Source organism: Sphingopyxis sp. (genome assembly GCF_050725615.1).
In the GTDB taxonomy this organism is placed as follows: domain Bacteria; phylum Pseudomonadota; class Alphaproteobacteria; order Sphingomonadales; family Sphingomonadaceae; genus Sphingopyxis.
The window spans coordinates 14,670-30,149 of the sequence record NZ_JBOHHU010000050.1 but is presented as its reverse complement, the minus strand read 5'-3'; the positions used below and the strand labels follow the sequence as shown (position 1 = coordinate 30,149).

General features: G+C 67.0%; 20 protein-coding genes and 1 pseudogene. 16 read left to right on the top strand and 5 right to left on the bottom strand.

Going from position 1 to position 15,480, the window contains the following annotated elements; translation table 11 throughout:
* Both ACREB7_RS12880 and ACREB7_RS12875 read left to right on the top strand, forming a co-directional pair.
* Window positions 1-194 (top strand): annotated as a pseudogene (locus tag ACREB7_RS12880) (siroheme synthase); the annotation flags it as partial.
* Window positions 195-253: 59 nt separating this feature from the next.
* On the top strand, window positions 254-538 hold the full coding sequence (locus ACREB7_RS12875; protein WP_431592674.1) for a hypothetical protein: 285 nt from the start codon (window positions 254-256) through the stop codon (window positions 536-538).
* Between the two features lie 33 nt (window positions 539-571).
* On the opposite strand, the gene ACREB7_RS12870 is transcribed toward ACREB7_RS12875, so the two are convergent.
* Window positions 572-1,522 carry a hypothetical protein gene (locus ACREB7_RS12870; protein WP_431592673.1) on the bottom strand — a complete coding sequence of 317 codons (951 nt, stop codon included), beginning with the start codon at window positions 1,520-1,522 and terminating at the stop codon, window positions 572-574.
* A 173-nt stretch (window positions 1,523-1,695) separates the two neighbouring features.
* Here ACREB7_RS12870 and ACREB7_RS12865 point away from each other — a divergent pair, with 173 nt between their 5' ends.
* From ACREB7_RS12865 to ACREB7_RS12830, 8 genes are all read left to right on the top strand, one after another.
* Window positions 1,696-1,842, top strand: coding sequence for a hypothetical protein (locus tag ACREB7_RS12865; RefSeq protein ID WP_431592672.1), 147 nt, complete (start codon window positions 1,696-1,698; stop codon window positions 1,840-1,842).
* 51 nt (window positions 1,843-1,893) lie between these two features.
* The gene (locus ACREB7_RS12860) at window positions 1,894-2,955 is read left to right on the top strand and encodes a HEAT repeat domain-containing protein (RefSeq protein ID WP_431592671.1); all 1,062 of its coding nucleotides are present in this window, start codon (window positions 1,894-1,896) and stop codon (window positions 2,953-2,955) included.
* Window positions 2,940-3,857, top strand: coding sequence for a transposase (locus ACREB7_RS12855; RefSeq protein WP_431592670.1), 918 nt, complete (start codon window positions 2,940-2,942; stop codon window positions 3,855-3,857). The genes ACREB7_RS12860 and ACREB7_RS12855 overlap by 16 nt, the downstream gene beginning before the upstream one ends.
* Window positions 3,858-3,936: 79 nt before the next feature.
* Window positions 3,937-4,620, top strand: coding sequence for a hypothetical protein (locus ACREB7_RS12850; protein WP_431592669.1), 684 nt, complete (start codon window positions 3,937-3,939; stop codon window positions 4,618-4,620).
* Complete coding sequence (locus ACREB7_RS12845; RefSeq protein ID WP_431592668.1) at window positions 4,617-6,128, top strand: type IV secretory system conjugative DNA transfer family protein; 1,512 nt, start codon at window positions 4,617-4,619, stop codon at window positions 6,126-6,128. Before ACREB7_RS12850 ends, ACREB7_RS12845 begins: the two co-directional genes overlap by 4 nt.
* Before the next feature lie 54 nt (window positions 6,129-6,182).
* A complete protein-coding gene (gene lepA / locus ACREB7_RS12840) occupies window positions 6,183-8,006 on the top strand; it encodes a translation elongation factor 4 (protein WP_431592667.1) in 1,824 nt (607 codons plus the stop codon).
* Between the two features lie 65 nt (window positions 8,007-8,071).
* The gene (locus ACREB7_RS12835) at window positions 8,072-8,683 is read left to right on the top strand and encodes an N-acetyltransferase family protein (protein WP_431592666.1); all 612 of its coding nucleotides are present in this window, start codon (window positions 8,072-8,074) and stop codon (window positions 8,681-8,683) included.
* Between the two features lie 9 nt (window positions 8,684-8,692).
* Complete coding sequence (locus ACREB7_RS12830) at window positions 8,693-9,601, top strand: alpha/beta hydrolase family protein (RefSeq protein ID WP_431592665.1); 909 nt, start codon at window positions 8,693-8,695, stop codon at window positions 9,599-9,601.
* Between the two features lie 255 nt (window positions 9,602-9,856).
* Here the strand turns inward: ACREB7_RS12830 and ACREB7_RS12825 are convergent, their stop codons facing one another.
* Together ACREB7_RS12825 and ACREB7_RS12820 are read right to left on the bottom strand one after the other, a co-directional pair.
* Window positions 9,857-10,126, bottom strand: a complete 270-nt coding sequence (locus tag ACREB7_RS12825) for a hypothetical protein (protein WP_431592664.1) — start codon at window positions 10,124-10,126, stop codon at window positions 9,857-9,859.
* 162 nt (window positions 10,127-10,288) lie between these two features.
* Window positions 10,289-10,756 (bottom strand): MarR family winged helix-turn-helix transcriptional regulator, encoded by a 468-nt coding sequence (locus ACREB7_RS12820; RefSeq protein WP_431592663.1) that lies wholly within the window; start codon window positions 10,754-10,756, stop codon window positions 10,289-10,291.
* A 151-nt stretch (window positions 10,757-10,907) separates the two neighbouring features.
* Between ACREB7_RS12820 and ACREB7_RS12815 the strand changes: the two genes are divergently transcribed.
* Window positions 10,908-11,303, top strand: coding sequence for an Ohr family peroxiredoxin (locus ACREB7_RS12815; RefSeq protein WP_431592662.1), 396 nt, complete (start codon window positions 10,908-10,910; stop codon window positions 11,301-11,303).
* Between the two features lie 68 nt (window positions 11,304-11,371).
* Here ACREB7_RS12815 and ACREB7_RS12810 read toward each other — a convergent pair whose 3' ends face one another.
* Window positions 11,372-11,671, bottom strand: a complete 300-nt coding sequence (locus tag ACREB7_RS12810) for a DUF1153 domain-containing protein (protein ID WP_056346126.1) — start codon at window positions 11,669-11,671, stop codon at window positions 11,372-11,374.
* 2 nt (window positions 11,672-11,673) lie between these two features.
* Window positions 11,674-12,054, bottom strand: a complete 381-nt coding sequence (locus ACREB7_RS12805) for a hypothetical protein (protein ID WP_431592661.1) — start codon at window positions 12,052-12,054, stop codon at window positions 11,674-11,676.
* A 144-nt stretch (window positions 12,055-12,198) separates the two neighbouring features.
* On the opposite strand from ACREB7_RS12805, the gene mnmA reads away from it, so the two are divergent.
* The 5 genes from mnmA (at window position 12,199) to ACREB7_RS12780 (ending at window position 15,227) form a co-directional block, all read left to right on the top strand.
* Window positions 12,199-13,341 (top strand): tRNA 2-thiouridine(34) synthase MnmA, encoded by a 1,143-nt coding sequence (mnmA, locus tag ACREB7_RS12800; protein ID WP_431592660.1) that lies wholly within the window; start codon window positions 12,199-12,201, stop codon window positions 13,339-13,341.
* Window positions 13,342-13,473: 132 nt separating this feature from the next.
* The gene (locus tag ACREB7_RS12795) at window positions 13,474-13,893 is read left to right on the top strand and encodes a hypothetical protein (protein WP_431592659.1); all 420 of its coding nucleotides are present in this window, start codon (window positions 13,474-13,476) and stop codon (window positions 13,891-13,893) included.
* A gap of 76 nt (window positions 13,894-13,969) precedes the next feature.
* Window positions 13,970-14,113 carry a hypothetical protein gene (locus ACREB7_RS12790; RefSeq protein WP_431592658.1) on the top strand — a complete coding sequence of 48 codons (144 nt, stop codon included), beginning with the start codon at window positions 13,970-13,972 and terminating at the stop codon, window positions 14,111-14,113.
* 65 nt (window positions 14,114-14,178) lie between these two features.
* A complete protein-coding gene (locus tag ACREB7_RS12785) occupies window positions 14,179-14,871 on the top strand; it encodes a DsbA family oxidoreductase (RefSeq protein ID WP_431592657.1) in 693 nt (230 codons plus the stop codon).
* Between the two features lie 53 nt (window positions 14,872-14,924).
* Window positions 14,925-15,227, top strand: a complete 303-nt coding sequence (locus tag ACREB7_RS12780) for a hypothetical protein (RefSeq protein ID WP_431592656.1) — start codon at window positions 14,925-14,927, stop codon at window positions 15,225-15,227.
* The last annotated feature ends 253 nt before the right edge of the window (window positions 15,228-15,480 follow it).

The window sequence follows — 15,480 nt, the reverse complement described above, 5'->3', positions numbered from 1 at the left end:
TGCTGACCAGCGCGGACCCCGACGACCTGACCCTGCGCGCGGCGCGGCTGCTGGGTGAGGCCGACCATATTTTCCATGCGGCGACCCTCCCGGCCACCATCCTCCACCGCGCCCGGGCCGACGCGGCGCGGCATGTCGCCGACACGCCGCCCACGGATCCCCCACCGGGATTGTCGATCTGGCTCGAATATTAGGGCCTTAGGTCGGCTGCCGACTGGTTGCTGACGTTCAGCGCAACTGACATAGCTGCGAAATGACCCCGATTCTCTATACTTTCTTTTGCGAATATGACGGTGGCACTTACCTTTCACAGGCACATGCTTCTGACCAACATTCAGCGCTGATGAACTGGGCGGGACGCTTCGCCCCCGAACAGATGCCTCGCGACGTCTCGGCAGAGATTGCGCGATCGGCGTTTGAGGTTCCCGATGCCAACGAAGAGGACATAACCCCGATCCACGGGCTGGTCGGCGTCTGGTGTTGGACCACCTTGGTTGACGATGAGCTTGCACATCTCACCATCGTCCAATCAAGCTGAAAGCGTCCGCTCCTCACCCCAAAGCCGACGTCGCTAAGGCGTGATCGCCAGTCCGTCGCCATTCTTTCCGCCGGCGATCCGGCGCAGCACCTTGCCGCTCGCGACGTCGATCTCGGCGACCTTGTCGACGCCCGTTTCGGCGGCGTAGAGCCGCTTCGAATCGGCGCTGAACAGCAAGGTCACCTGCCGCGCCGCATCGCCCTCGGACACCTGGATCGTGCGGACCGGCGCGCGCGTGTCGGCATCAAACAGGCTGATCGTCCCGGCGCCGATATTGCTCGTCGCAATGAGCTTGCCATCGGGGCTGGCGAGCACGCGGATCGCGACCGGGTCGACCGCCTTCTCGTCGATCTTCTCCCGCGTCGCCGTATCCCATACCGATATCCTCGGCGCATCGAGGTCACCGACCCATAATTCGCGCCCGCCCTTCGCCAGCGCCAGCCCCTCGGGCTTGCCGCCGACGGGCAGGTCGCGCAGCTTCTTTGCGTCATCAAGGTCGATGATGCTCACCGTGCCCGACGCGATGTTGGCGGTGTAAGCGGTGCGATGGTCGGGCGCGACGACGATCATGTGGGTGCCCTGTTGCCCCGTCGCAATCGACGTCACCGTGCCGTCGGGGGCGACCACCGCGACCGACTGGCTCGCCTCGGTCGTTGCGACCAGCCGCCCGTCGGCAAGCCAGACCAGCCCGTGGGGCCGCTGGTTCGGGCTGAGGTCGATCGTTCGCAGCTTTGCGCGCCCGGCGACATCGAAAATGTCGATCGTCGCCCCGCCATAGGCGACCACCGCCGCCTGCGTGCCGTCGGGCGACACCGCAATCTCGTGCGGCATCTTGCCGGTCGGCAGCCGCGCCAGCTCGATCCCGCTATCGAGCGCGATCAGGCTCAGGCTGTCCTCGCCCTTGTTCCCGACCAGCAAGGTCTCGGCGGCGGCCGGCGCGGCGGCGAGCAGCAGCACGGACAGGATGGCGGCGGTGCGGCGCATATTGTCTCTCCCCGAATGCCGCCGACCCTATGCAAGGCCCTCCGATGGGCAAGCCTCGTTCGACGAACAACAGTGCCGCACATTACGTTAAGTTAACTGGCTCTTGGCCCGTGCATTTTCGATCTCCCTCTGCGGCGGCCCGTTGCGCCGTCGCTTTGCACAGGGAGGGAAAAATGAACCTGCCATCCATCGACATCGACGCGATCCCCTTGCTCGACACGGCGGTCGGGCTGTTCGGCTCGCTTGTCGCGCCGACCGCGACGTCGGGACCGTCGGTCTTTGAAGTGTCGGTCACCGTCGTGCTGATCATCTACGATTGACCGGGTCGCGGGCGCGGCGTCGGCGCCGCGCCCGCATTTCAGGACCGCGCCATGCCCGCTTCCTCCCGCCACGACCATTATCCGCGCGCCGACTCCGCGCGCTGCCGGGCGATCGGTTCCGCTGCCGCCGATCTGGCCGCGATATGGCGCGCCGACGATGCCGCGCCGACCGGGCTGCTCACCGCGCTCGCCGCTGCCGCCGACGATACCCTCGACCAGGCCATCGCCCGGCTCCGTCCCTGGCTTGCCGACCCGCGCTGGCTCGGCGCGCGGCTGGACCAGGCGCTCGCCTTGCTCAAGGCCGACCCGTTCGCGCGCCCGCCGCTGCGGATCGTCGGCGGGGGCGGCGGGCCGGGCGGTCTGATCCTCGCCGAATGCGGCGCGATCCGCCTGTCGCTGCAACTGCTACCGTTCGAGGCGGCGGCGGCGCCGACGACCACGCTCTTCGTTCCCGGCCGTGCCGCGATCCATGTACTCGCTGCGGGCGGCGCGCGCCTGACGCTGCATCATGTCGCGCTCTCCGCTGCGGAGGCAGCGGGGGCATTCAGCGCCGCCCATGCCTCGCCTTGCGGCAGTGACCCCGCGCGCCCGCTTGTCACCGGCGAGACGCTCGATCTCGACACCGCGCGCACCAGTTTCACGATCGCCGGCACGGCGGGCGATGTTCTCCTCCTCGAACTCGCGGTGCAGCCGCCGTCGCCGCTGCCGATGCGGGCCTATGATCTGGCGACGGGGCGTCTCGTCCATGTCTCGGCGTCGCGCCGCGACAGCAGCTTTCGCCAGATGGCGCTTGCGCTGCTCCGCGAGATGGACCGCCGCGATGCCGCGCCGCTTTTCGCCGAGGCCACGCACGCTGAGGATTTTGCCGCCCGCTGGAGTGCGATGCGCGAGTTCGTCGCGCTCGATCCCGCCGCTGCCCGGCCGCGCCTGACCGAAATGGCGGCATTCGACCCGCATCCCGAGGTCCGCCAGGCCGCGAGCTCGACGTCGGCGCTCTATTCTCCCCTCCCGCCTGCGGGAGGTGGCGGGGGAGGGCCTGTCGGCAAACATGCCCCACCCAAACCCTCCCCCAAGGGGGAGGGCTTAAGGGAACCCCGATGCCCCGCCTCATAACCCCAACGCCCGGTCCGACCCTCGACCTTGCCGAAGTCACCGCTCGTCTCGACGAAAGCGGGGTAGACCTGGACGATGAAGCCAGCCTCGCCCACGCTGCGACGCTGCTGTCGGGCCTTGCCCGGAACCGCGACTTCCTCGCCGACCGCGTCATCGCCGAACTCAAGGCGAGCTTCGCGGGGCAGCTCGAACTCAGCCGCTATTCGGCGCAGGTTTTCCTGCTTCACCGCAGCCCGCGCGGCCATTTTCTTCGCGCCAACCTGTGGCCCGCCGCCACTGACGCCGTCTATGCCAGCAGCGGCGCGGCCGCCTTCGCCTATGGCCTGCCGCACGACCATAATTTCAGCTTCGTCACCACCGGCTATTGGGGCCCGGGCTATGTCAGCGACCATTATGAGTATGACGCCGAGATGGCCGACGGTCGTCTTGGCGAACCGCTGAACCTGCGATTCGTCGAGCGCAGCCAGCTGAGCGAAGGCCGGACGATGCTCTATCGCGCCCATCGCGACATCCACAGTCAGCTTCCGCCGGAGCGGTTATCGATCAGCCTCAATATCATGGAGGAGGGCGAGCATATCCCCTGGCGCGACCAATATATCGTCGATCTGGAGGCCGGCGCGATCGCCCGGCGCCCGACGCTGACCCAGGCCGAGATGTTGCTGCGCTGCGCCGTCCATCTGACCGACGATGGCAAGGACATCGCTGAGCAGTTCGCGCGGGCGCATCCGGTGCCGCGCGTGCGCGCGAACGCGATCGCGGCGCTGGCGGCGGCGGAGGAGGGCGCGGCGCGGGCGGCGGTGCTCGAGCGGGGGATGGCGGATCGGGATGCACGAGTGCGCGACGATTGCCGCCGCCGCCTCGCTGCCGTACCTGATTTTTCCTCCAATATTCCATCTTGTTAATCGCGCCTGCCCGGCGATATGAATGGGGGAGGCAGCGTGCGTGGGGTGCGTTGCCCCGGGGGAGCGCCGACCGAAAGCCATGTCCATCCCGTCCCTTTGGCCGACGCCGCCGCTGCTGTCCGGCACGTGGCACGACCTCGATCCGGCGCTCGCCGCCGAGGTTCGGCTGTTGCTCATCTCGTCGCAGGTGCGCTGTTTTCGGCTCATCAACGCGGGCAATATGGTCGGCTATCGCGTCCTGCCGCTGCCTTTCTGGCCCGAGTGGATGTGGATCGACGCGCTGGTCGAGACGCGAACCGGTCCGGCGACCGCCGCCTTTCTCTATGGCCCGCACGGCGCTCATGCTATCGACGGCGCTTCGGCGCTGGTGCATGATATTAACGACAGCGGTCTGCTCGACGTGTCGACGCCCGAACTGGCCGCCGCCTATCTTCGCTTCTTTTGCGGGGCGGTGCGCGGCGACGAGGGGCCCTTTTATCTGATCGAGTCGCGGGGTCGCTTTGCCGAACTGACCGGGAGGCCACTCCCCGAAGTGTTGCTTGCGCGGGCGGTGCCGGTGACGGCCGAACGGTCGGCCGACGGCTGGCGCCTCGACGCGCTTGTCCAATATGGGGCGGCGATGTTCGGCAGTCGCTTCTCGCTCACCCCAGGCGGATTGATCGAGATGGTCGACGACGAACCGCTGGAGGGCGACGTGAGTCCGGTGCGGATCGGGTTCGACGGCCTGGTCGCGCACCCGCTTGGCCCGGAGGAAAAGTCGTGAGTCACGCATCGGAGCAGTTCGGGTCGCAATCGCCGGCGACGCTGCGCCTTCCCGAAACGATCGAGGACGAGGGACTTCTGGTCGGCTGGTCGCTCGAAACGCGCCGCGCGCAGCGGCCGATCGGGTTCAACTTCGGCGGCACCGCCGACGCGGCGGGACGCGCCGCAGCGGCGATCCTGCTCGAGGGCGAGGGGCATTTGATCACCATCGCGCCGACCGGCGCTGGCAAGGGCGTCGGCTGCGTCGTACCGGCCCTGCTGCGGCATCGCGGTCCGGCGATCGTTATCGATCCGAAGGGCGAAAACGCCGCGATCACCGCGCGCCGCCGCCGCGAGATGGGGCAGAAGGTGGTGGTGCTCGACCCGATGGGCATCACCGGCTTTCACGGCGATGCGCTCAACCCGCTCGACCTGATCGACCCCTATTCGGCGACCGCAGTGGACGAGGCGCACGTCATCATCGACCAGCTGCTCGCATTCAGCGACAGCGATCGCGACCGCTTCTGGCAGGGACGTGCCCGCCAGCTGCTCGTCGGGGTGCTGTTTCACCTGCTCACCGATCTGCCGCGCAGCGAGCATAGCCTCACCGCCTTCCGCGGTCTGGTGAACGGGGCGGCGGGCGACGCGTCCGAATTGATCCGCGCGCTCGAAGCGTCGCACCATCCCGAAGCGCGCGCGACCGGACGGTTGTTCGCGATCAACGCCAATGAAACGGTCGGCGGCATCGTCGCCTTTGCTCAGGAGGCGACCGATTTCATGCGCGGCCCGGCGCAGCAGGCGGCGACCGCGCGGTCGAGCATCGATTTCGACGCGGTCACGCTCGGCGAGCCGCTGACCATCTATATCGTCATGCCGCCGCACATGCTGATCACGCACGGGCGATTGCTGCGCCTGTGGGTCGGCGCGCTGATGACCGCGATCATGCGCCGTCGTTCGCGCCCCGCGCTGTCGACGCTGTTTGTCCTCGACGAGGCGGCGCAGCTCGGTTCGTTCAACGAACTGCGCCAGGCGGTCACGCTGCTCCGCGGCTATGGCCTGCAGACATGGAGTTTCTGGCAGGACGCGTCGCAGCTCCAGCATCTCTATCCGCACGACTGGCAAACGATGATCAACAACAGCAAGGTCGTGCAATGTTTCGGGGCGAACACGCTGCTCGCGGCGCGATCGATGGCCGATCTCGTCGGCCATCCCGACCCGCTCGGCGTGCTGCAACTGCCGCCCGACGAGATGCTGCTCCAGGTCGCGGGCGACGAGGCGGTGGTGGCCAAGCTGCCCAATTATCGCACCGACCCGGCGTTCGGCGCGCTGTTCGACACCAACCCCTATCACGACCCCGGCACCGACGCGCTCGGTCTGCCGCGCACGCCGCTGTTCGAATATATCCGTCCGCCGCGCAGCTCGCCGCGCCCGGCCTTTGGCGCGTCGCCGTTCAGCGACCCGCCGCTGGCCAGCCACCAGATGATGGCGCGGCGAATATTGGACGCGATCGGGGGCGCGAAGGGCGCGTAACCGGCGCGCCGAGTCCTTGCTGACAGCGCGCATTTCCGCTGCTAGGGCGCGCGCATGACAACGCCTCTTTCGCACATCCGCAACTTTTCGATCATCGCGCACATCGACCATGGCAAGTCGACGCTCGCCGACCGGCTGATCCAGTTCACCGGCGGGCTGACCGCGCGCGAGATGTCGGCACAAGTCCTTGATAACATGGACATCGAGAAGGAGCGTGGGATCACCATCAAGGCGCAGACGGTGCGCCTGTCGTACAAGGCGCACGACGGTGAGACCTATGAGCTCAACCTGATGGACACGCCGGGCCATGTCGACTTCGCCTATGAAGTGTCGCGCAGCCTCGCGGCGTGCGAGGGGGCGCTGCTCGTCGTCGACGCGGCGCAGGGGGTCGAGGCGCAGACGCTGGCCAATGTCTATCAGTCGATCGAGCACGACCATGAAATCGTCCCGGTGATCAACAAGATCGACCTGCCCGCTGCCGATGTCGACAAGGTGAAGGCCGAGATCGAGGATATCATCGGCCTGCCCACCGACGACGCGGTGCTCGCCAGCGCCAAGTCGGGCATCGGGATCGAGGAATGCCTCGAGGCGATCGTCACCAAGATCCCGCCGCCCAAGGGCGACGCCACCGCGCCGCTGCTCGCGATGCTCGTCGACAGCTGGTACGACCCCTATCTCGGCGTCGTCATCCTCGTCCGCGTCGTCGACGGGGTGCTGAAAAAAGGCCAGCAGATCAAGTTCATGCAGGCGGGCACCACCCATCTGATCGACCGCGTCGGCTGCTTCACCCCCAAGATCGAGCAGCTTGGCGAACTCGGCCCGGGCGAGATCGGCTTCATCACCGCGCAGATCAAGGATGTCGCGCAGGCGCGCGTCGGCGACACGGTGACCGACGCGAAGAAACCCGCCGCGGCGGCGCTGCCGGGGTTCAAGGAAGTCCAGCCCGTCGTCTTCTGCGGCATGTTCCCGACCGACGCCAACGACTTCGAAAAGCTCCGCGAGAGCATCCAGAAGCTGCGGCTCAACGATGCGAGCTTCAGTTTCGAGATGGAGAGCAGCGCGGCGCTCGGCTTCGGCTTCCGCTGCGGTTTCCTCGGCCTGCTCCACCTCGAGATCATCCAGGAGCGGCTGAGCCGCGAGTACGACCTCGACCTGATCACCACCGCGCCGTCGGTGGTGTACAAGCTCAAGCTCGGCCATACCAAGAATGAGGCGGCGAAGGAGGTCGAGCTCCACAACCCCGCCGACATGCCCGACCCCAACCGCATCGACGAGATCGAGGAGCCGTGGATCGAGGCGGTAATTTACGTGCCCGACGACTATCTCGGCCCGATCTTGAAGCTGTGCCAGGACCGCCGCGGTATCCAGAAGAACCTGACTTATGTCGGCGGCCGCGCGCAGATCACCTATGAACTGCCGCTCAACGAGGTGGTGTTCGATTTCTATGATAGGCTGAAGAGCATCAGCCGCGGTTATGCGAGCTTCGACTATCACCAGATCGGCCACCGCCCCGGCGACCTCGTCAAGATGAGCATCCTGGTCAACAACGAGCCGGTCGACGCGCTGAGCATGATCGTGCACCGTGGTTCGGCGGAAAGCCGCGGCCGCGGCATGTGCGAGCGGCTGAAGGACCTGATCCCGCGCCACATGTTCAAGATTCCGATCCAGGCCGCGATCGGCGGCAAGGTGATCGCCCGCGAAACCATCGCCGCGCTGCGCAAGGACGTGACCGCCAAATGCTATGGCGGCGACGCGACCCGCAAGAAGAAGCTGCTGGAGAAGCAGAAAGAGGGCAAAAAGCGGATGCGCGAATATGGCAATGTGAACATTCCGCAGGAAGCGTTCATTGCGGCGCTCCGTATGGGGGATGATGCTTGATCCGCGCTAGCGGGTCGGTTGCCAGGATCGCGTTCCGTCCCTAATCATCGGCTGCGAGAGGCCCGATGATGAATGCATCGCCCAGACCATTGACCGACATCGTAGTGCACAGCCGGCTGGCCGACGGCACGGCGGTGTGCCTGCGCACGATCACCCCCGACGACGCGCCCTTGTTGCGTGCGGGGATTGCGGCGCTGTCGACCGAGTCGCGCTATCTGCGCTTCTTCTCGCCGGCGGCGGTGTTGCCCGAGCCGGTTATCGAACGGCTGGTCGATGTCGATGGGCACGACCATATCGGCTGGGGCGCGATTTGCACCGAATGCGCGGGCGAGCCGGCGATCGGTGCGGTGCATGCGGTGCGTGATCGCCACGACGGGCCGGTGGCCGAATATTCGGTCGCGGTGGCCGACGCGTTCCAGGGGCAGGGGTTGGGGCGGATGCTGACGGCGGCGCTGCTGATCGATTGCCGCGCCGAGGGGCTCGAGGCGCTCGACCTGCATGTGTTGTCGGAGAATGGCGCGGCGCGTCATCTGGTCAAATCGCTGGGCGCGACATGGCAGGGCGAGAGTGCAGGGGTCGCCGACTATCGGCTCGATGTCGCGGGCGCGCTGGCGGCGCTGCGCGCGGACGGCGAGGCGCAGGGGGTGCAGGATGTGTTTGCGCAGCTGGCGGGGTAAGGGGCGATGATGCGGATGATGGCGACGGCGCTGGCGGCCGCAGCGCTGGTCGCCTGTTCGCCGCCCGGCGGGACGGAGGAGGGCGCGACGGTGCCAAAGCCGATCATGGCGTGGGGCGACCTGCTGAACCGGCCGCAGCCGCAGCCCGATGCGACGCTCGCTTATGGCCAGGATGCGCTGCAGATCGTCGATATCTGGCAACCGAAAGGCAAGGGGCCGTTTCCGGCGGTGATCATGCTGCACGGCGGGTGCTGGCAGACCGACGTCGCGGAGCGCGACATTATGAACTGGATCGCCGACGATCTGCGGTCGCACGGCGTCGGGGTGTGGAACATCGAATATCGCGGGGTCGATCGCGGCGGCGGCTATCCGGGGACCTATCAGGATGTCGGCGCGGCGGCGGACCTGTTCGCGCGCGCGGGGGCGACCTATGGCTTTGCGATGGACACGCCGCGGATCGCGATCGGGCATAGCGCGGGCGGGCACCTGGCGCTGTGGCTGGCGCGGCGGCCGGAGCTGGCGGCGGGCGATGCGCTGCGCGGGCGCGATCCGATCCGGATCGACGTCGCGATCAGCCAGGGCGGGCTGCCCGATTTGCGCGCGGGCGCCGCGAGCGTCGATCACGCCTGCGGGGCCGAGGCGCCGCGCGCGATGGCGGGCGACGACTATGCGCGGACCTCGCCGCCCGAAATGCCGGTGGGCGAGGCGGTGGAGATGCAATTCAACAACGACCGCGACCGGATCACGCCACCCGCGACGGGCGAGGCCTATATCGCCGCGATGGCGAAGCGCGGGCGGACGGTGACCATGGCGGTGACCCCGGGCGAAGGGCATGTCGAGCTGATCGCGCCGGATAGCGTGAGTTGGGCGAAGCAGCGCGCCGCGATCTTGCAGGCGTTGGGGCGGGAAGCGAAGTGATGCGGCCGGGCCGGATCGCAGGGACCAAGCGATGAAGCGCTAGTCCCTCCCGCCGCCGCTGGGTCGCAAGGTGGCGACGGGAGGGTGGTGCGTGGTTCGTTGGCTGAGCCCCCGGCTCCACAAGGCCCCTTCTAGGGGGCGGGTGACGGCGGCGCGGTGACATCGGTCACAAGACCGAAAATATTCGGCGCATGACAAAGGGCGCCGGAATCGACCCGGCGCCCTTCACCCTGCCCTTTAGGGGAGGCAGCCCTGTTATTTCTTTTCGGCGCCCGGCATTTCGGACGGGGCGATCTCGCCATTGTCGTCCATGGCGTTCGCCTTTTCCTCGCCAGCGGCTTCGACCGCGTCGGCCTTGGCTTCGGTGGCTTCCTTCGCGGCGCCCTCGGGCATCGCGTCGGCCTGCGCGTCGATGGCGTCGGCCTTGGCTTCGGCCTGGTCTTCGACCTTGTCGGCGGCCGGGCTCTGGCAGGCGCCGAGTGCGAGCGCCGAGGTGGCGGCGAGGGTGATGAGGATCTTGCGCATGATGAGTGACTCCCGTGATTGGCTTGCGGGGGTAACGCGGGGGAGAAGGCGGAGGTTGCGAAGAAAACATCAAATAGCGGGAATGCATCGGTTTTTTATCCATCGGAGGCCTTGTGCACGACAGGCAACGCCCCCTGGCCGCGCACCGGTGTCGCCTGCCGCTCAATCCTTCGCCGCGCCGCCCCGCGTCGCACGGACGAGATTGTCGCGGAGCCTGACGACCGATTGTTGAACCGCGCGGAAGTCGTCTCCGAGGCCGGCGGCGTCCAGCAGTGTGGCGCTGAAATCCCGGTCGAGCAATGCGCGGCCGGCGGGGGTCAGGCTCAGGCGAACCTGACGTTCGTCGGCGGGGTCGCGGCGGCGGCGGATATAGCCTGCCGACTCGAGCTTCTTGAGCAGCGGCGTCAGCGTGTTCGATTCGAGGAGCAGCTTCTCGCCAAGCGCGCCGACGGTTTGTTCGTCGCCGTCGCTGAGCGCAACCAGCGCGATATATTGGGTGTAGGTCAGCCCGAGTTCGTCGAGGATCGGCTTATAGGCCCGGCCGAAGGCGAGGTTCGCCGAATAGATGGCGAAGCACAGGAAATCGGTGAGTCCCGGCGCCTTGGCGGGGGATGTCTCGGGGGCGGTCATGGGGGTCTCCGTGGCGGGTTCGTTTGCCCTATATAGATCGTATACGATTAAATCGGAAGGGGGTTGACATCAGGTGTCGGGGCATCTATTTATATCGTATCCGATATAATCGTGCACGATATAATGCCTCTCTCATCGAAAAGGAATGACCATGACCGATAAAATCCTGTTCAGCGGATCCACCCACACCGTCGGCGGCGCCGAAGGCTATGCGCGCAGCGCCGATGGCGCATTCGAGATCGAACTGCCCGAACCGCACCCGGCGGCCGAAAATCTGTTCGCCGCCGCCTGGTCGGCGTGCTTCCTCGGCGCGCTCGGACTCGTCGCCGGCCAGCGCATGATCGCGCTGCCCGAAACCCCCTCGATCGATGCGACGATCGAGCTGCTCCATCGCGGTGCCGGTTTCGAACTGCGCGCGCGGCTGGACGTCGCCGTTCCCGGGATCGACCGCCCGCTCGCGCAGGAATTGATCGAAGCCGCGCACAAGGTCTGCCCCTATTCGAAGGCGATCGCGGGCAATATCGACGTCGAACTCAACCTCGCCTGAGGTCGTGCGTCGCTGACAAAAAAAGGGCGCCTACCGGCGCCCTTTTTTCCTTTTTTTCGCTTCCGTGATCAGAAGCGCTGCTGGCGCTCATAGAGGTCGCGATAATGCTGGATGCGCGTGACGCGCAGGCCCGGCATGCCGCTGCGATCGATCGAACGCTGCCAGCTCGCAAACTCCTCGAGCGTCAGGCTGTACCGTTCGCAGACCTCGTCGACGGTCAACAGACCGCCGTTGACCGCCGCCACAACCTCTGCCTTGCGGCGAACGACCCAGCGTGTGGTGTTCGGCGGCGGCAGCGAATCGATGGTCAGGGGTTCCCCGAGGGGGCCGATGACCTGGGCCGGACGGATTTTCTGATTCTCGATCATATTCATTCCACTTTTTCACCGTCGGACAGGGGGGCATCCGACGCGAGAATGTCTACGTTGGAGGAGTTCAACATCGGCTGAAATCCTCTGGTAAACAGGCTGTTCACAGTTTCGGGCAGAGCGGTCACTTCTTCCGACAGGTCGAAAAAGCGTGCCGGCCGGGGGCCGAACGCCGATGTCCCCGCCATCGTTCCGCACAGCATCGCACGCCGCGCCGCCGTCAGGTCGGCGTGGATGGCGTACGATGCCCGTGCCCGCAGCAGACCGGCGGTCGGCAGCATCGCCTGCCGCGTAGCGGAGACGGCCAGGATGATGTCGAAGCCGGGCTTCGACAGGCTGGCCGCACCGGCAAGGCGCGGAAGATCGGACGGGGCGAGGTTCATGCTGCCGGTCTAGCCGCGACCGCCTAAGGTCCCGTAAATGCCCATTTCATGGCTTGTTAGCGAAGCTTAATTCGCGTCAATATCTTGACAGGTGGCGCGGAAAAGCTGGTATTTTCGGCGCGTCGCCCCTAGATGGCGGCGATCATGGCCACGCTGATTTCTTCCCCCGCCCGGCTTGCCCGCGCCGACTTCCAGCTCGCCGAGCCGCTGAAGGATCGGCGAATCGTCGTCGCCATGTCGGGCGGAGTCGATTCGAGCGTCGTCGCCGCGCTCGCCGCGCGGTCGGGCGCCGAAGTGATCGGGGTGACGCTGCAGCTTTACGACCATGGCGCCAAGGCGAAGCGCGTCGGCGCCTGCTGCGCCGGGCAGGATATCCGCGATGCGCGCGCGGTCGCCGACCGGCTGGGTTTCGCGCATCATGTCTATGACCATGAAAGCCGGTTTCGCGACACGGTGATCGACCAGTTCGCCGACGAATATCTCGCCGGGCGGACGCCGATCCCGTGCGTGCGGTGCAACATGGGGGTGAAGTTCACCGACCTGTTCCGCCTCGCGAAGGAGCTGGGCGCCGACTGCCTGGCGACCGGCCATTATGTTCGGCGGGTGATGGGGCCGGCCGGCGCCGAACTGCACCGCGCGGTCGATCCGGCGCGCGACCAGAGCTATTTCCTGTTCGCGACGACGCAGGACCAGCTCGACTTTTTGCGCTTTCCTTTAGGGGGACTCGAAAAGAGCGTGGTGCGCGAGATCGCGCGCGAGCTGGGACTGGGAGTCGCGGGCAAGCCCGACAGCCAGGACATCTGCTTCGTGCCCGACGGCGATTATGCGACGCTCGTGCGCAAGCTGCGCCCCGAGGCCGACGACCGGGGTGAGATCGTCCATGTCGACGGCAGCGTGCTCGGCGCGCACAAGGGGCTGATCCACTATACCGTCGGGCAGCGTCGCGGGATCGAGATCGGCGGGCAGGCCGAGCCGCTCTATGTGGTGCGGCTGGAGGCCGAGGCGAAGCGCGTGATCGTCGGACCGCGGCGCGCGCTGGCGGTGGCGTCGGCCCGGCTGGGCGAGGCGAACTGGCTGGCCGATGTCGACGGGCGCGCGGTGCTGGCGAAGGTGCGCAGCATGGCGCGGCCGGTCGCGGCGCGGGTCGCGGGTGAGCGGCTGATCTTTGCGGCGCCCGAATATGGTGTCGCGCCGGGGCAGGCGGCGGTGCTGTATGACGCGGGCGACGAATCGCGCGTGCTGGGCGGCGGCTGGATCGAAGAGACTTTTGCGGCCGAGGGGCTCTAGCGCGCCTTCCCTGTCCGCTCGACACGAACGGGACTTTATAGGCCGGCTTGATGGGCCCCGTCCCAGCTCGCCGTCGATATTGCCTTTTCCGCCCCGATGCCGCAGCTTGCCCGGCAATCAGGGGAGAAGAAAATGATCAACTGGGTGCTGCGCGGCGCCGTCCTGCTTTGGGCGGTCTTTTTCCTGATGATCGGCGCGCGCGGGGTGCTGGATCCGGCGAGCTACACCGACACCTTCGGCTTCACGATCAGCGGGGTCGCGATCAACACGCTGCGCGCCGACCTGTCGTCCTTCTTCCTGGTATCGGCGGGCGCGGCGGCGCTGGGCGCGCTGGTGCCGGGATGGATGCGCGCGCTGCTGGTGCCCGCCGCGCTTTACGGCACCGCGCTGACGGGGCGGCTGATCGGCGTCGCCATGGGTGATCCGACCAATTTCGGGATCGTGCAGGGGATGATCATCGAGGCGCTGTCGGTGTTGCTGATGGTCGGCAGCTGGTGGGTGCTGTCGCGGCCCGCGCCGGTGACCGACGGCGTACCCACCGAAACTCCCTAATCCGCCGTTAACCTTTTCGCATTGCTTTTGTGCGATATTCCCTCTTCCTGCCGGTGGGGCGGGGAGGAGAGATCGGATGGAACCCGATACAGGCCGGCGTGACGGTCCCGGCCGTCGCAGCGAGGATCGCCGCAAGGCGCAGGACCCGAATTACAAGGGCCCCGAGCGCCGCTCGGGCCGCGACCGCCGTTCGGGCACCGACCGCCGCATCGTTTTTTAGCCACGGGTCCGGGCTGGTGTCCGGACCGAGCGAGGTCTAGGTTGGGCGAAAGAAAGGCCCCGCCCATGACCCAAAAACCGCTGCCGCGCCTGAGCGTCGATATCGTTTCCGACGTGATGTGCCCCTGGTGCATTATCGGCTGGCGGAAGTTCGAGGGCGTGATGGCGCATTTTGCCGGGCGGCTCGACTTCCGGGTGCAATGGCATCCCTTTGAACTCAATCCCGACATGCCGCCGGAGGGCGAGGACGCCGCCGCACATGTGATGCGCAAATATGGCGTCAGCGCCGAGCAGAGCCGCGCCAACAGCGGCAAGATGGCGGGCATCGCCGCCGACCTGGGCTTCGTCTTCAATCGCGGGCCGGGGTTCCGGATGCGCAACAGTTTCGACGCGCACCGGCTGCTGAGCTGGGCAGGGGCGCTCGAGAAGCCCGACCAGGCGGCCGCGACCGGGGTGCAGACCGCGCTCAAGCTCGCGCTGTTCCAGGCGCATTTCACCGACAATCGCGATGTGAGCGATCATGCGGTGCTCGCCGATGTGGCGGCCTCGGTGGGGCTCGACCGCGCGCGGGCGGCGGCGATCCTCGCCGGCGACGAATTTGCCGAGATGGTGCGTACCGAGGAAGCCTATTGGGCCGACCAGAATATCACCGGGGTTCCCGCCTTCATCCTCGGCGGACGGATGCTGGTGCCCGGCGCACAGGATCCCGAGGTGTTCATTCGCGTGATCGAGCGCAAGGTCCTCGCCGACGCGGCCTGAGGAACGGCGGCGCGGCGGCGCGCGTTGACCGGACAGCCAGAAAGGAACCCGCCATGGACGATCCCCGCGACACCGAAGCCCCCGAAGCGTTCAACCGCGAGCAGGAGGATGAGGAGGCGCAGGCGCAGACCGTCGCCGAGGCGGCGCGGCGCGCCCGCCCGCTGGGCGACAGCGTCAAGGCCAAAGGGCCGGGCGACAGCGGGGATGTCCAGGACCTGGTCGACCATATGCGCCAGATGGAGCGATCGGGCCGCATCGACATGGGCGCCTATCGCGGCGAGCGCAGCGACGATGACGAGGATGGCGAACTGGGCGAAGACGGCATCGAGGACGACGAGCCGCGCGGCGCGCCCTAATTTCGTCGCGACCGGAGAAAATCGGCGAGCGCGATCGGACCGAGCGTCAGCATGAACGCGGCCATCATGCCCATGAAGATCAGGAAGGGGGTCTGGAACAGCGGGCTCGACATGGTATTTCCCTTTGCAAATGTGGACGCCGCCGCATTGCGCCGATGAGGACGCCGCGCATTGATCGATATCAAAATGACGCCGTCGCGGTGCAGTCCGGCGCCGGGTCGCTCCCGGAACGGATCGGGCGCGTCGGGATTTT

What these genes read in the sequence shown, in the direction of transcription:
- ACREB7_RS12780 (WP_431592656.1), top strand. Translation starts at nt 14,925, where the DNA reads ATGGACGATCCCCGCGACACCGAAGCCCCCGAAGCGTTCAACCGCGAG.
- ACREB7_RS12805 (WP_431592661.1), bottom strand. Translation starts at nt 12,054, where the DNA reads ATGAACCTCGCCCCGTCCGATCTTCCGCGCCTTGCCGGTGCGGCCAGC.
- ACREB7_RS12810 (WP_056346126.1), bottom strand. Translation starts at nt 11,671, where the DNA reads ATGATCGAGAATCAGAAAATCCGTCCGGCCCAGGTCATCGGCCCCCTC.
- ACREB7_RS12795 (WP_431592659.1), top strand. Translation starts at nt 13,474, where the DNA reads ATGATCAACTGGGTGCTGCGCGGCGCCGTCCTGCTTTGGGCGGTCTTT.
- ACREB7_RS12875 (WP_431592674.1), top strand. Translation starts at nt 254, where the DNA reads ATGACCCCGATTCTCTATACTTTCTTTTGCGAATATGACGGTGGCACT.
- ACREB7_RS12785 (WP_431592657.1), top strand. Translation starts at nt 14,179, where the DNA reads ATGACCCAAAAACCGCTGCCGCGCCTGAGCGTCGATATCGTTTCCGAC.
- ACREB7_RS12865 (WP_431592672.1), top strand. Translation starts at nt 1,696, where the DNA reads ATGAACCTGCCATCCATCGACATCGACGCGATCCCCTTGCTCGACACG.
- ACREB7_RS12855 (WP_431592670.1), top strand. Translation starts at nt 2,940, where the DNA reads ATGCCCCGCCTCATAACCCCAACGCCCGGTCCGACCCTCGACCTTGCC.
- lepA (WP_431592667.1), top strand. Translation starts at nt 6,183, where the DNA reads ATGACAACGCCTCTTTCGCACATCCGCAACTTTTCGATCATCGCGCAC.
- ACREB7_RS12830 (WP_431592665.1), top strand. Translation starts at nt 8,693, where the DNA reads ATGCGGATGATGGCGACGGCGCTGGCGGCCGCAGCGCTGGTCGCCTGT.
- mnmA (WP_431592660.1), top strand. Translation starts at nt 12,199, where the DNA reads ATGGCCACGCTGATTTCTTCCCCCGCCCGGCTTGCCCGCGCCGACTTC.
- ACREB7_RS12820 (WP_431592663.1), bottom strand. Translation starts at nt 10,756, where the DNA reads ATGACCGCCCCCGAGACATCCCCCGCCAAGGCGCCGGGACTCACCGAT.
- ACREB7_RS12835 (WP_431592666.1), top strand. Translation starts at nt 8,072, where the DNA reads ATGATGAATGCATCGCCCAGACCATTGACCGACATCGTAGTGCACAGC.
- ACREB7_RS12860 (WP_431592671.1), top strand. Translation starts at nt 1,894, where the DNA reads ATGCCCGCTTCCTCCCGCCACGACCATTATCCGCGCGCCGACTCCGCG.
- ACREB7_RS12825 (WP_431592664.1), bottom strand. Translation starts at nt 10,126, where the DNA reads ATGCGCAAGATCCTCATCACCCTCGCCGCCACCTCGGCGCTCGCACTC.
- ACREB7_RS12850 (WP_431592669.1), top strand. Translation starts at nt 3,937, where the DNA reads ATGTCCATCCCGTCCCTTTGGCCGACGCCGCCGCTGCTGTCCGGCACG.
- ACREB7_RS12815 (WP_431592662.1), top strand. Translation starts at nt 10,908, where the DNA reads ATGACCGATAAAATCCTGTTCAGCGGATCCACCCACACCGTCGGCGGC.
- ACREB7_RS12870 (WP_431592673.1), bottom strand. Translation starts at nt 1,522, where the DNA reads ATGCGCCGCACCGCCGCCATCCTGTCCGTGCTGCTGCTCGCCGCCGCG.
- ACREB7_RS12790 (WP_431592658.1), top strand. Translation starts at nt 13,970, where the DNA reads ATGGAACCCGATACAGGCCGGCGTGACGGTCCCGGCCGTCGCAGCGAG.